This is a genomic window from Shewanella sp. Sh95 (genome assembly GCF_001308045.1).
GTDB lineage: Bacteria > Pseudomonadota > Gammaproteobacteria > Enterobacterales > Shewanellaceae > Shewanella > Shewanella xiamenensis.
Genome location: NZ_LGYY01000108.1, coordinates 30,025 through 44,126, shown reverse-complemented (window position 1 = coordinate 44,126; position 14,102 = coordinate 30,025). Strand labels below are relative to the sequence as shown.

At 49.5% G+C, this 14,102-nt stretch carries 10 protein-coding genes; 7 read left to right on the top strand and 3 right to left on the bottom strand.

Features of this window, described 5'->3' with window-relative positions; genetic code table 11:
* Positions 1-303 precede the first annotated feature (303 nt).
* From srmB to AEA42_RS07760, 5 genes are all read left to right on the top strand, one after another.
* Positions 304-1,563, top strand: a complete 1,260-nt coding sequence (srmB, locus tag AEA42_RS07780) for an ATP-dependent RNA helicase SrmB (protein WP_011718139.1) — start codon at positions 304-306, stop codon at positions 1,561-1,563.
* A 267-nt stretch (positions 1,564-1,830) separates the two neighbouring features.
* Positions 1,831-3,048, top strand: coding sequence for an efflux RND transporter periplasmic adaptor subunit (locus AEA42_RS07775; protein WP_055647412.1), 1,218 nt, complete (start codon positions 1,831-1,833; stop codon positions 3,046-3,048).
* Complete coding sequence (locus tag AEA42_RS07770; RefSeq protein ID WP_055647411.1) at positions 3,048-6,251, top strand: efflux RND transporter permease subunit; 3,204 nt, start codon at positions 3,048-3,050, stop codon at positions 6,249-6,251. The genes AEA42_RS07775 and AEA42_RS07770 overlap by 1 nt, the downstream gene beginning before the upstream one ends.
* A gap of 189 nt (positions 6,252-6,440) precedes the next feature.
* A complete protein-coding gene (locus tag AEA42_RS07765; RefSeq protein WP_055647410.1) occupies positions 6,441-7,145 on the top strand; it encodes a TatD family nuclease-associated radical SAM protein in 705 nt (234 codons plus the stop codon).
* A 133-nt stretch (positions 7,146-7,278) separates the two neighbouring features.
* Positions 7,279-9,513 (top strand): PAS domain-containing protein, encoded by a 2,235-nt coding sequence (locus AEA42_RS07760; RefSeq protein WP_055647409.1) that lies wholly within the window; start codon positions 7,279-7,281, stop codon positions 9,511-9,513.
* Here the strand turns inward: AEA42_RS07760 and AEA42_RS07755 are convergent.
* The 3 genes from AEA42_RS07755 to AEA42_RS07745 all read right to left on the bottom strand — a co-directional run bounded on the left by AEA42_RS07755 (position 9,497) and on the right by AEA42_RS07745 (position 12,245).
* On the bottom strand, positions 9,497-10,894 hold the full coding sequence (locus AEA42_RS07755) for a hypothetical protein (protein WP_055647408.1): 1,398 nt from the start codon (positions 10,892-10,894) through the stop codon (positions 9,497-9,499). The two genes, AEA42_RS07760 and AEA42_RS07755, sit on opposite strands and share 17 nt — an antisense overlap.
* A gap of 84 nt (positions 10,895-10,978) precedes the next feature.
* Complete coding sequence (locus AEA42_RS07750; protein WP_011627108.1) at positions 10,979-11,509, bottom strand: hypothetical protein; 531 nt, start codon at positions 11,507-11,509, stop codon at positions 10,979-10,981.
* The gene (locus AEA42_RS07745; RefSeq protein WP_011621578.1) at positions 11,502-12,245 is read right to left on the bottom strand and encodes a helix-turn-helix domain-containing protein; all 744 of its coding nucleotides are present in this window, start codon (positions 12,243-12,245) and stop codon (positions 11,502-11,504) included. Before AEA42_RS07745 ends, AEA42_RS07750 begins: the two co-directional genes overlap by 8 nt.
* A 444-nt stretch (positions 12,246-12,689) precedes the next feature.
* Between AEA42_RS07745 and AEA42_RS07740 the strand changes: the two genes are divergently transcribed.
* Together AEA42_RS07740 and AEA42_RS07735 are read left to right on the top strand one after the other, a co-directional pair.
* On the top strand, positions 12,690-13,511 hold the full coding sequence (locus AEA42_RS07740) for a hypothetical protein (protein ID WP_041408969.1): 822 nt from the start codon (positions 12,690-12,692) through the stop codon (positions 13,509-13,511).
* A gap of 10 nt (positions 13,512-13,521) precedes the next feature.
* Entirely contained in the window at positions 13,522-14,046 is a 525-nt protein-coding gene (locus AEA42_RS07735; protein ID WP_055647407.1) for a hypothetical protein, read from the top strand.
* Positions 14,047-14,102 lie beyond the last annotated feature (56 nt).

Here is a 14,102-nt window from a genome sequence, read left to right as displayed (position 1 = left end):
CAGCACAATTTATTGTTAAGACTCCAGCTAACATCCCATCAATCCTTCGAACTCTCTCAACAAAAGCCAATATTTTTACAATATTCTCTTTATCTTATACATCTTTTGCAAAATGTCTGCCTTCAAATGCAATCGAGTACGGTAAAATCCACTCCCAACGGCAACTGTTAACGGCCTTGAAGTAGACAGACCCGTACTGCATCGGCCAAACCGCGTAAAAGTAAAGCCACTTCCGATTAAATTATTTAAGTTAACGGTTATAACCTTTATAATGCTTGGCTATTATTCGTCGAGACGCCGCGCATGCAATTTGAAGATTTTCAGCTTGACCCTAGCTTATTAGAGTCACTTAAAGCCATGGGGCACCTGTCGCCCACCACCATCCAGCAAGAAACCCTGCCTCATGCCCTCGAGCAGCGGGATATTTTGGCGCGCGCCCCGACGGGTACAGGTAAAACCGCCAGCTTCTTATTGCCAGCACTGCAACACTTAATCGACTTTCCCCGTCGCTATTCTGGCCATGCACGAATTTTGATCCTGACGCCAACCCGCGAGTTAGCCAGCCAAATTCACCGTTATGCCTGCCACTTAGCCACAGGCCAAGGGCTGAATATCGCCATTATCACCGGCGGTGTGCCCTATGGTCCGCAGGAAGAAGCCCTAAAAGACAATATCGATATTCTGGTGGCGACCCCAGGCCGTCTGATGGAATATTTAGATAAAGGCAAATTCAGTGCGGAATCGGTCGACATACTGATCATCGACGAAGCCGACCGCATGCTCGATATGGGCTTCTCCGCCGTAGTTAAAGCTATTGCCCTCGAAGCCCAAGGTCGTAAGCAAAATATGCTGTTTTCGGCTACCCTCGAAGGCAGTGGCGTTATCCGTTTTGCCCGTGAAGTACTTAACGATCCAATCGAAATCGATGTCGACGCGCCGCGTAAAGAGAAAGCCAAGATCCACCAATGGATCCACCTTGCCGACGATAAAGAACATAAGATTGCTCTGCTGTGCTATCTGCTCAAGCAAGAAGATGTTAAACGCGCCATCGTATTCGTGAAGACTCGCGATGTGGTTTCTAGCCTCGAAGGCCAACTGCTTAAAGCCGGTATTCCCTGCGCCTTTATGCGTGGCGATATGGAACAGAAGAAACGCTTCCAAGCCTTAAGCCGCTTTACCAAAGGTGAAGTGAATGTGTTACTCGCGACCGATGTGGCTGCCCGTGGTATCGATATCGACGATATCAGCCATGTGATTAACTTCGACATGCCACGTTCTGCCGATAGTTACATCCACCGTATTGGTCGTACTGGCCGTGCGGGTGCAAAAGGAACGGCAATTTCATTGGCCGAAGCCCACGATATGCGGATTGTCGGTAAGATTGAGCGTTATATAGAGCAGCCACTTAAACGCCGTATCATTGAGGAACTGCGTCCAAAACATAAAGAGGCGCGCGTGCCGACCAAGAAAAAGGCCAAAGTAAAAGCCAAGGAAGCCGCGAAGCGAACCAGCAAAAAAGAAGCAGCTAAAAAGGCCAGTAAAATTGCACGTAAGAAGCAATAATACAGGTACGAGAAAAGCCGCATAATGCGGCTTTTTTTATGGGCTGATGGCACAACGCTCTTGTGACTACGATGGAACTCACAACCGCCAAACCTCTCTAATCACAACAAATTAAGGTGGTAACTCGGGAAGTCACCAAACTCGATAAGCCCTACGCCATTCGATATCACCTTTAGACACATTTTATTTACAAAAATAAATTTATTGCGCTGCCTGACTCTGATATTTTAGGCGCATTAAGCGATTTAGCACGGATGTAACAATCATATGATGAAAACTTTACTCAGGAGATTATCTCCTCTGTTTATACTGCTGTTATTTGTTGTTGGCGCGATAGCACTGATGTCAACCAAGGAAGCCCCCGAACAAAAGCCAGAAGAAATGCCCGTGCCTATCGTGGATGTGACTCAGGTTGAGCAGCAAACGGTATCGCTTAATCTTCCTTCCTACGGCGTGGTTACCCCTAAATATAAGACGCAACTGGTCACCGAAGTCCAAGGGCGGATGCTGAGCATTTCCCCGCAATTTGTGGCCGGTGGCATAGTGAAGAAAGGCGACCAATTAGCCCAAATCGAACCTTCGGATTACGAAGCCGATTTAATGCAAGCCGAAGCGACATTGGCTCAAGCAACCGCAGCACTCAATGAGGAAATCGCCCGCGGCGAAGTTGCCAAAATTGAGTTTAAGGGTTACGACAAAGGATTGCCGCCTGAACTCGGTTTGCGCATCCCTCAATTGAAAAAAGAACAAGCTAACGTTAAATATGCGCAGGCGGCTTTAGCTCGCGCCCAGCGTAACTTAGAACGTACCGTTATTCGTGCGCCCTTTGATGGCATTATCAAGGCGAGAAATGTCGATTTAGGTCAGTACGTTACATTAGGTACTAACCTAGGCGAGCTTTACGACACTAGCATTGCCGAAATTCGTCTGCCTATCTCTAACGATGATTTAGCCTATTTAGAATCCGTCGATCACCCCGATACCCAAGTCACCTTAAGCGCCTCTTTGGCGGGTAAGGAAAACACTTGGATGGGTAATATTATTCGTAGCGAAGGCGTGATTGATGCCGATAACCGCATGGTTTACCTCGTGGCCGAGATTAAAGACCCTTACCTGCGTGAGCACAAAACCCAAGGCAGTTTACCGCTGAAATACGGCAGCTTTGTCAACGCCGTAATTAAGGGGCGCACCGTCGATGGCATAGTCAAGTTGCCTCGTCACGTGGTGCGTAATGAGCATGTTGCCTTGGTTAACGAGCAAAATATTGTCGAGATGCGCCATGTGAATGTGGTGCGTAGCGATCTTGAAAATGTGTTTATCAAGGACAGTTTAAAAACCGGTGAGCGCGTTGCCATCACTCACTTTAGCAATATGGCGAATGGCCAGTTAGTCAAAATCATAGGTGAAGATGCCAAGCCAGTGCAGACCCCCACGCCTAAGGAAGATGCTCCTGAGTCGAGTCTTGCGGCCGCTGGAGTAAACTAATGGATACACAAAAAGGGATCTTAGCCTGGTTTGCCCGCAATAGCGTGGCAGCCAACCTGTTGATGTGGGCGCTGCTGATTGGCGGTCTATTTAGCACGGTGTTGATTAATAAAGAGGTCTTCCCCTCTTTTAACCTTAACTTATTGAGCATTACCGTTGCTTATCCCGGTGCTGCGCCGCAGGAAATCGAAGAAGGCATCAACATTAAGATTGAAGAAGCCATCCAAGATATCAACGGCATTAAAAAAGTCACCTCGGTTGCCAGTGAAGGCGTCGGCGCCATCACGGTCGAAGTCGAAGATGACTACGACGTGCAAACCGTACTCGACGAAGCCAAGTTGCGATTGGACGCCATCTCCACCTTTCCGGTAAACATCGAAAAACCGCAAATCTTTAAAATCGAACCCGAAAACAACGTGATTTGGGTGTCGGTCTACGGTGATATGTCGCTGCACGATATGAAGGAACTGGCCAAATCGGTACGTGATGATTTGACCCAACTCCCTTCTGTGACCCGTGCGAAGGTCACAGGGGTGCGCGACTATGAAATCGGTATCGAAGTCTCGGAAGATAAGCTGCGGGAATACGGCTTGACCTTCTCGCAAGTCGCCTTGGCGGTGCAAAACTCTTCTATCGACTTGCCGGGCGGCTCGATCCGCGCCGAAGATGGCGATATTCTGCTGCGCACTAAAGGCCAAGCCTATACTGGCGATGATTTTGCCAATATCGTCGTCACCACGCGCACCGATGGTAGCCGAGTGATGTTGCCTCAGGTGGCAACCATTAAGGATGATTTTGAAGAACGTTTAGAGTACACCCGCTTCAACGGCAAGCCTGCGGCGATTATTGAAGTGACCAGCGTTAACGATCAAAACGCCCTCGATATTGCTCAACAGGTTAAAGACTACGTCGAGAAACGCCGTGCCACCCTGCCAGCCAATGCACAATTAGACACTTGGGGAGACTTAACCCACTACCTCAAGGGCCGCTTAAACATGATGATGTCGAACATGTTTTACGGCGCTCTGTTAGTGTTTGTAATTTTAGCCCTGTTCCTCGACCTCAAACTCGCCTTCTGGGTAATGATGGGGTTACCCGTTTGTTTCCTCGGCACTATGCTGATCATGCCGCTGGAACCTTTCTCCATGACCATTAACATGCTGACATTGTTCGCCTTTATTCTCGTCTTGGGGATAGTCGTCGACGATGCAATTGTGATAGGTGAAAGTGCCTACAGCGAGGTTGAACGGCACGGACACTCGATTGATAACGTGATCCGCGGTGCGCAAAAGGTGGCTATGCCAGCCACCTTCGGGGTGTTAACCACTATCGCCGCCTTTATCCCTATGTTGATGGTCTCTGGCCCAATGGGGATTATTTGGAAATCCATCGGCATGGTGGTCATCATGTGTCTGGCATTTTCACTGGTGGAATCTAAATTTATCCTGCCAGCGCACTTAGCCCATATGAAGTTTAGAAAGCCAGGGGAACCCACGGGTTTCTTTGGTCGCTTCAAGGACAGATTTAATAATCGCGTTCAACACTTTATTCACCATAGTTACCGCAACTTCCTCGAGCGCTGTATCCAACATCGCTACAACGTAGTCGCGGCCTTTATCGGTGTGCTGATTTTATCCATAGCCTTAGTCGCCAGCGGCAAAGTGCGTTGGGTGTTCTTCCCCGATATTCCATCGGACTTTATCCAAGTACAGCTAGAGATGGATGAAGGCAGCTCAGAGCAAAACACCCTCAAGGTGGTACAGGATATTGAAGAAGCCCTGTACAAGATGAACGCCAAAATGGAGAAGGACAACGGCAGCGAAGTAGTGAAGCACAGCTTTATCAACATGAGCTCGCGCACCTCCGCCTTTATCTTTGCCGAACTGACCAAGGGTGAAGACCGGGATGTGGATGGTGAGACGATTGCCGCCGCGTGGCGCGAACAATTGCCAGAATTACTGTCGGTGAAGAAGCTCGATTTCAACGCCAGCGGTAACGGCGGAGGCGGTGGTGACATCTCCTTTAGATTGACTTCGAGCGATCTCGAAGAGTTATCCGCAGCCGCCCGTGAGCTTAAGCAAAAGCTCGCCACCTACGAAGGTGTGTACGACATTGCCGATAACTTCTCCTCGGGTAGCCATGAGATCCGCTTAAAGATCCGCCCCGAGGCCGAAGCGCTGGGCTTAACCTTGTCTGATTTAGCACGCCAAGTCCGTTATGGCTTCTATGGTTATGAAGCACAACGCATTTTGCGTAATAAAGAAGAAATCAAAGTCATGGTGCGCTACCCCTTAGAGCAGCGCCGTACCGTTGGCTACCTCGAGAATATGTTAATCCGCACGCCGCAGGGCAAGTCGGTGCCATTCTCAACTGTGGCTGAGGTCGAAAAAGGCGAATCCTACGCCTCAATCACCCGTGTCGATGGCAAGCGGGCAATTACCATTATTGCCAATGCCAACAAACACAAGGTGGAGCCTTCCAAGGTTGTGAATGAAATCCAACAGGATTTCCTGCCGCAGTTACAGGCCAAGTATCCGAAGATCCAAACCACCCTCGATGGCGGCAGTTTGGATGAGCAGAATGCCATGGTCGGTCTAATGCAGGGCTTCTTCTTTGCGCTGTTTACCATTTATGCCTTAATGGCGGTACCGCTCAAGTCATACAGCCAGCCGCTGATCATTATGTCGGTCATCCCCTTCGGGATTATCGGCGCCCTGTTTGGACATTTGATCCAAGGCCTTGCCATGAGCGTCTTGAGTCTGTGTGGTATCGTCGCGCTCGCTGGGGTGGTGGTAAACGACTCCTTGATCTTAGTGGACTTTGTTAACCGGGCGCGGGAGCAAGGGCAATCGGTCAGACAAGCGGCGGTGGATTCAGGCTGCTATCGTTTCAGGGCGATTATCTTGACTTCATTGACCACCTTCGTCGGTCTTGTGCCTATTATTCTTGAGCGCAGTTTACAGGCGCAGATTGTGATCCCTATGGCGACCTCCCTCGCCTTCGGGATCCTGTTCTCGACTGTGGTGACCTTAATTTTGGTGCCTTTGCTGTACATCATTCTCGATGATGTTAAACGTACTTCTAGCCGCTTTTATCATTGGTGGTGGCGCCCCAAAACATCGCAGGAAAGGCATTTACCTGCCAATGAGAGTCACAAGGTATCCTTAGATGCCTTTAATGCTCCTGACTATAAACAGGATTAGTGGTCGTACAGTCATCATCCTAACCCCATAAAAAAGAGAGCCTAGGCTCTCTTTTTTATCTCTAGCCTGCCCTGACGAGTAAAGCGCGTTGTGCGATCTAGGTGGCAGTTATCAAGGATCGCATTCGTTACACTCAACCTAAGTGACCGCCAAGATGCCAATAAAGTCGATAGTATGAAAACAGATCGGATGCCACACTCACATTCTGCTTCAATCCACCCTGCACCACTCAAAGCCACTGAAACCTTAGCCAATGGCAACACAACGGCGGAAGTGTGCACCAATGAAACCTGCGCCAACGAAACCTTAGTCTATGATATTCGCAGGAGTCGTTATCTGAATATCACCGGCCGCTGCACCCTACGCTGCGCCTTCTGCCCGAAACATAATGGCAGTAAACAAATTCACGAGTATCAATTGGCATTGACCCACCAGCCTAAGCCAGAGGAAATCATCCCGCTGTTAGGCAAGGTGGAAGACTTTGAGGAATATGTGTTCTGCGGTTACGGCGAACCGACGATGAATCTGCCGACCCTGCTGGCCGTTGCCAAGGAAATCAAACGCCTTGGCGGCCGTGTGCGGGTCAATACCGATGGGTTAGGCAACCTAGTTCACAGGCGCAACATTCTGCCCGAGTTAGCGGAGTGCGTGGATGGATTATCCATTTCCCTCAACGCCGACAATGAGGCCGCCTATAACCAACATTGCCGCCCAAAACTGGCGGGCTCCTACGCTGCAGTGAATGCCTTTATCGCCCTCGCCCCCCACTATATTGAGCGCGTTCAAGTCTCGGCGATTGAGGGATTAGAAGGGGTCGACATCGATCTTTGCCGCGAACAAGTACTCGCCTCGGGCTGCGAGTTTAAGCACAGAGTGCTGGGCGCGCTCGGTTAATAGATCCGCAGAATAGCCGTTGGGTTGATGCATTGCTCGGCATAACAGAGTCGCCGAGCAACTTGCCACTGTCGTAACATTTCATTCGTGTTAACATAGCCTAATTAACAGTTAATCAACCCCAAATCGGCCCATGCTGAAAAAGAACCCTAACCTACACCCACTCGCGCCATTACTTTCATTGACCCAAGGGCTGCATTGGTCTCACCAACGCCTCTTGGCTGTCGCGAGCCAGTTATCGATGCTGGTGATAGGTATGATTATTTTAACTAACTTAATCATTACCTTAGGTGAACGTAGGTTACAAGAAGAATGGGCAACCCAAAGATATAGCGAACTACAAACGATAGGCACGCTGATCACAGATAAGGTCGCCTTCCAGCAATTTCGCACTCAGCTATTTGCCAAAGACGAATTACTCAAGCAGTACCTCAAAAATCCAACGGCCTCGTCTCAACAAAAATTACAGGCAAGTTGGCAGGAGCTAGTACAGCATATTCCCGAACTCCTCGGGATTGCCCTGTTCGATCCCCAAGGTAATTATAAGTTTGCGACACCTTCAAACTTCAGTCAGGACGCGCTACCTGCCGCCCTGTTAGGCTCAAGCCGCAACTTAGGTGGCAAAGAAGTCTTTACCTCGCCCTTAGAGTTTGTGCCCCTTAATGGCATGCTCGAACCCTATATGTATCAAATGACTTGGCTTGAGAAACCCGATCAAAGCTCCATGGGTTATTTGATTACCTATAACTCGATTGTGCAGATGCTAGAAGCGATAAAGCCTGCATTTTCAAGCAATAAATCACCGATGCTAGTGTTAGATACCCAAGGGTTACTCTATGCTGGAGTGAGTGAACTCGCGCCCTTAACCCATATTCCCGATACCTTAGGCGCCAGTTTGCGCCAGAGTTATCCGGCGCTGTGGCGGGAAATGTCGATGAGCAACTTTGGCCAATTCCATGGTGAAGATGCCACCTTCGTGTACCTCAAAGTCGAGTTAACTAACCAGCCTGAACTGCGCCGCGAGTACTTTTTACTCTCTTATATTCGTAACGATGATATCGCCTCTAAGTTTTCCCAGTGGCAAAACATCGTCATCGTCGCCGCGCTAATTCTGACCTTACTGGCCGCTTGGGTGATCTTACTCAGCCATATGTATCGCCTGCAGTATCGCTCGCGCCAATACAGTATCGATGTGGCTAATGCATTATTTAACAATGATATCGGCTTTATCCTCGCCAATGAGCAGGCACGGATTATCAGTGCTAACCCTAAGGCGGCCGAGGCGACTCAAGTGCCGCAGGATGAGCTCACTGACCGCAGCCTGCAGCGCGCCCTTAATCTCGATGACTTGACCCTAGCGCAAATGCTCGACCAGGTGCATCGACAAGGTGAATGGCAAGGCAAGCTGTCGCTAGACAATGATAAGGGCTCAAGACTAAGAGTGTGCGTACGCCAAGCGCCAAGATTGGGGCGCGGTTTACCGCATCTGCTAGTCTCCCTTGAAGATATTAGCGCCATGATCGATTGCCAGAATCAAGCCTTCTTAAGCGACTTACTCTGCGATACGACTGTGGCCACGGCGTTGACGGATGCCAATGGTAAGCTGATAAAAATCAATCCAGTATTCGATCAGTTGATGCAACTTAATGGCGATTTGAACCATGATTTAGCCTCACTGCTCGCCAACGATCTGGGTAACCAGTGGCAGCGGATCACCGCCCAAATCAGCATGCAGGGTCAATGGCAAGGGCAGATCCTCTGCTCGCCCAATCTGCGCCATTCCAATTGTTTACAGGCCACCTTGAAGGGCCATATGGCTTCTGACGGTGAGATTGACTACATCATCTGTACCTTAGAGCAAGCCGCCGATAGCCTAAGGGGCACCGAGCCGCGCAGCTTTGTTCCACATCGCAGCACCATTTTGCAGCATCTCTCCGATTTGGAACGCTATTTTGCTTCGCTATCGCCCCAAAGCCGCAATCACTCAAGCTTGCTGGTGATGGATATCAACCCTGAGGGCTTACTCAGTCATATGAGTGATATCGACCAACTCGAGACACGCCAGCAAGAAGTGGAAGTACAGCTCTTGCTCGAAATCCCAACCCATTACCAAATCCTTCACTGGCAACTCGGTAAACTGTTGTTATTACTGCCTGATACCGATGCCACGGCGGCACATCACTTCGCCCTCAATACCATAGAAAAGCTCAACAGCAATGGCTTAGGTGAAGGGATTAGCATTGGGATTGCCAGCTATCAGGAAGGACAAAGCCTAGAGCAATACCTCAGCAATGCCGAGGTGGCGCTCAAACGGGCAAAGCAGAATAACGATCAGAATATCGGCCAGGCCTTTACTCGTCAGCCTTAGCGGGCGGATTAAAGGAATCGGGTAACTGACTTTGGGTGATCTCGATAATGGCCGAGCGATTCATAGTGATTTTGTAGCGCGCGTATTGCGGTTCTTCGCGGCCATCACGCAGCACTAAAATCAGATTCACTTGGTAGCGACGCTCGACCGACTCGTGGCTGATCTTGCCCTCAATTTCCTTATAAATCTTTGCCTTGCCCCGCTCTAAGTAGCGGGCAAAGGGCACAAAACTAAAGTTTACTTGCTCTTGTATCGTCGAATATCCCGCCTGAAACTCGCCATGGTTTACCCGAGTGGCAATCTTGTAATGCAGGACTTCGGCATCGACCTTATTCTGGCTATGCCGTTGTTTTAGAATTTCGTTAACCTTTTCTGGCAAATCCTGTTGCCGCATAAATTCGAGCCAAACTAATTGTTTAGCGATTACCGACTGACTGGTGGTATCCCTTAAGATACGGCTCCAACGCGGCCGACCACGCTGAATAAAGCGCCAGAGGGCATTACGCACATCGTCCTTAAAGATTTCACGAAATCCGTAAATGACCGCCAGCGTCAGCACCAACGCTATGGTAAAGCCACTAAAGACGCCCTGCGCCTCGATGATCAGCGCCGATACCACCAACATCACCAACGCGGTCGCAAGTCCAGTCGTAAACTTTTTAAGGCCGATGCCTAAGGGTTTTAGCTCTTCTTTGAGTACCACACCTTGCTGAATTAAGCGCCGCAATAACAGCATCTTATTCGAAATTCGGTTGGGATCTTGCTTGGTCTGCGCCGAGTTATAGTTGTTGGCATCGCGGTAAGCACATTCGTTGCGGCACAGGGTCAAGACTCGTTCTTGGATGTCGGCAAAATCACTGGTGCGCGTGGCGTGGGCGAGCACTTTTAGCAGTTGCTGCTCGCAGAACCAAGAGAGATAGTTATCGGCATTCTCGAAATAGGATTTCCATTTCGGATCGCCTGGCTCATTACGGCGAAACTTTTTCAGCAATTGCGTCACTTGCTCGCACAGCTCATCGAGCGCCAGATAGAAGTGCGCCACATCGGCGATGCGATTGAGTTCTTTGACATCGTTTTCAACCGCGACGGCAAACTGGTAGGCAAACAGGTTTAAGTACAGCCGGAATTCTTCCACCGTGCGACGGTTCATACTGGCGAAACGCCCTTGCACCAGTGGCAAATGCAGCCCTTCGGAGTAGTAGGAGCGTCGTCCAACAATCGCGCTGTGGTAATACTCTTCTTCGTTTAAAGTGTGCGCGCCTATGCCCATTTCCTTTGGTAAAAAGAAATAGAGATCGAGCTGACGATTATCGCCCTTTTCCATCTGATGGCTGAACTTAATCGACAGGGATTCTTCTTGTTTGACACGTATCTTAAACACAACAACCTTATGATTGAGATGGAAGAGTCGGCATTAACACCATGGAAAATATAATCTAAACCGAAAGCGCGGCAAATTCACTGATTAAATTCGGCTATTGACGATTCTGCAGCCACAAACGGTATTACTCGGCTGAAACAAGACAACCGCGTAGTCTTGGTTGGCATCGCTGTCTAACACTTCAATACTGAGATTGTGTCGACCGGACTCACTGAAGTGCAAACTGCTGATGTAAGAAAGGTACTTCATGTGTTCGGGCCAATACTTTTTATCGACGTCTTCGGACTCAGTCTTGGTTTTGACCGACACATTGTAGGTCATGCGATTTAGCTCCATGCTCTTGACCTCGCCCTGCATCAAAATCGCCCCCGCGCTTGAGCCGTCGAGGTTAAAGTAGCGGTAATTGATCTGTGCATTGCCCGCCGAGATCAACACATCGACCAAGAGGTAAAATTTCCCCTCATCTACTTGTTGGCTATGGCGGTCAAACAGCTCGGAGCTGCAATTTAAGATCACCGCCTTATTGGAAACGGATTGCAGGTAAATTACCCCGCAGGCGACGATTAGCGCCGAGAGTATGGTGAGATTTATCGTCCACTTGAGCCACTTAGCCACAGATCCCGACCTCCAGCAGCCAGTTTGCATCAATAAATTCCTTCGGCCGTCTAAAGTCGCTGATCTTCAAGTTGCGGATCACCGATTGCCCGAGTTTATAACCTCGCATAGTAATGTTGAGCACCTGCTTATCGTGGGAGAGCGAGGAGTACACTTCGGACCAATCACTGTGGCCGCAGCGACTCAGCCCTTGGCCCAAGCGGTCGCCTAACTCAAACAACAGGGTGTTATTGGTTTTCGAATTGGCATACAAATGCAGCCGAATATGTTGCCCCGAGGCTAAGGGCAAATCGGTAGAGAGCAAAGGTTGAGTCGGTACGCTGTGGTCGATTCGGCTAAGATAAAAGCCTGAAATCGCGAGCATAAATCCAAAGACAAGCAACACACTCCACCAAGGTAAGGATTGCAGCCTAGGGTAGCGCAAACTTTTAAACCTTTGTCCTTGGGTGCTGTGCAGCAGATAGCCCTGACCTTTGACGGTTTCAATCAGCCCCTCATATTGGGGCCCGAGGAAGGAGCGGATCATAAAGACCGCCCGCGCTAACGAAGTGTCTGTAAGAGGAGGATGCGCCCCATCGCCAGTCTTCAGCTCATGCTTGGAGACCAGTTTGCCTTGATGTTCAACCAACAGGCTCAACACTTGCAACTCGGCACGGGGAAGGTGCCAAGATTCATCACGAGCCTGTTCGACAAGTAAGCCACGCTCACGGTCAAACCAACAGCCCCCCACCTGCATAACTCAAACTCCAACCTGTAAAATCATCGAATTAAGTCTATGCAAGCCTGCTAATGATTACTGTGATCCCGTTAACCCAAGGCGGCAAATAGTTAAATTTCGTGAACCAGCCCGCAAGCGGATCGCCATAAAACAAAAATCTGCGTTAGCTCACAGCGATAAATGCCATTTGCAGCGGCTTAGCTTGGTGATAAATCCGCATAAATTTACATAAATGCCACAAATAATGTGCGTTGATGCACATTGAAATCGAACATATCCACAAAACCACTTAGCAAACATCGGCTAAAACGATTGTTCTTCTCCCACCGCCAGCGATTTGGGGAGACCAAATATCCCCGGCCGCAAATCACACTATTTATTGCTGCAGTTTCTAGAATGATGCCATCAACCAATGGTTACTGATTGATAAATAAAAGCAATTAATAAAAGAGGATATTCATGATGAGCATTAATCGACGCCAAGCATTAACTCGCATTATCGGTATCAGCACGGCGGCTGCGGGCGCAACTTTAATGGGGACGTCAGCATTTGCGGCGACCAATGCCGACGGTCAATATCAATTAGCCCTCGGGGAAAAACTCAAATATGTACCACTCGATGCCATGGCGACCGCAAAACTCGCCTACGAGACGGGTGGCGGCTGTATGCACCAAGTGTTTCATTCGGTTATCACTATGCTAGCGCAATCTAATAGTGCCGATGCCGACAAATTTAAAACCATCCCCACCGCTCTGGCGGGTTATGGATTTGCCGGGGTCACAGGCCAAGGCACACTTTGCGGCAACCTCAACGCCATCGGCATGTTAGTCAATATCTTAGATGATATTAACGGCCAGAATAGCGCAGTGATTGCCAATGCCTTCCGCTATTATGAAAACACCACCTTGCCACTATCAACCCCTGAGTTCGTTGCCGGTATCGGCTCGACAGCGGAAAAAACCGCCCTCGTAGGCAGCTCATCGAAGGCCATGAGCGTATTGTGCCACTCTTCCATCAGTAACTGGTCACGGGCTTCAGGCCTGCCATTCGCCAAGAAAGGTGAGCGCTGCTACCGCCTATCAGCCTCTATGGCCTATTACTTGGTGGAACTGCTAAACCGTGCCTATCAGGGCGAGAATATTGGCGCCCTGCCCGGCAGCAAACCCTCACTCGAAGCGCAGGATTGCCAAGTCTGCCACGGCAGCACTAGCACCTTAGGTTCGGCGGCAAGTGTTAAAACCGATATGGAATGCACCACGTGCCACACTGGCCACTTCAATTAAGGAGGCAGTGATGAAATACCCATTACTCGCATTAACCCTAGGTACACTCGCCCTTGTTGGCTGTGGTAGTGACGATGATAAATCCGAAGAAGTAACTCCTCCGCCGCCACCGCCGCCAGTAGAAACCACGGTGAGTATCGATGAGGCCAGCCAGATTAATCTGGCGGTAGAACAGTTTGACCCCAATACTGGCAGCTTAGTCTTCTCATTAACCGATGCTAACCAGGCGGCCATTACCGCCGCCAAGAGCTATGACATTTATTACTTTGGTTTCCCTAATAAGGATAAAGCCTCGGCCAATCCTAAGGCATGGAAGCGCTGGCATGTCACCCAAAGCTATCGCTGTCAGAGCCAAGGGGAATGTACGGGGCAGCTGACCGAAGTAAAGAATGGCCAATATCAGTTTGAAATCGCGGGTCTCGATTGGCAACAACAGGACCCAAGCGGCGCTGTGTCCCAAATCAAGGTCGCCATTCAGATTTATGGTGCTAAAGCCAATAATGAACTGACATTAGTCCAAGTCACACCGCAGTAATCCCATCATCGCGCCCAAAAAAAGGCATCCAATTGGATGCCTTTTCTACTTCTTAA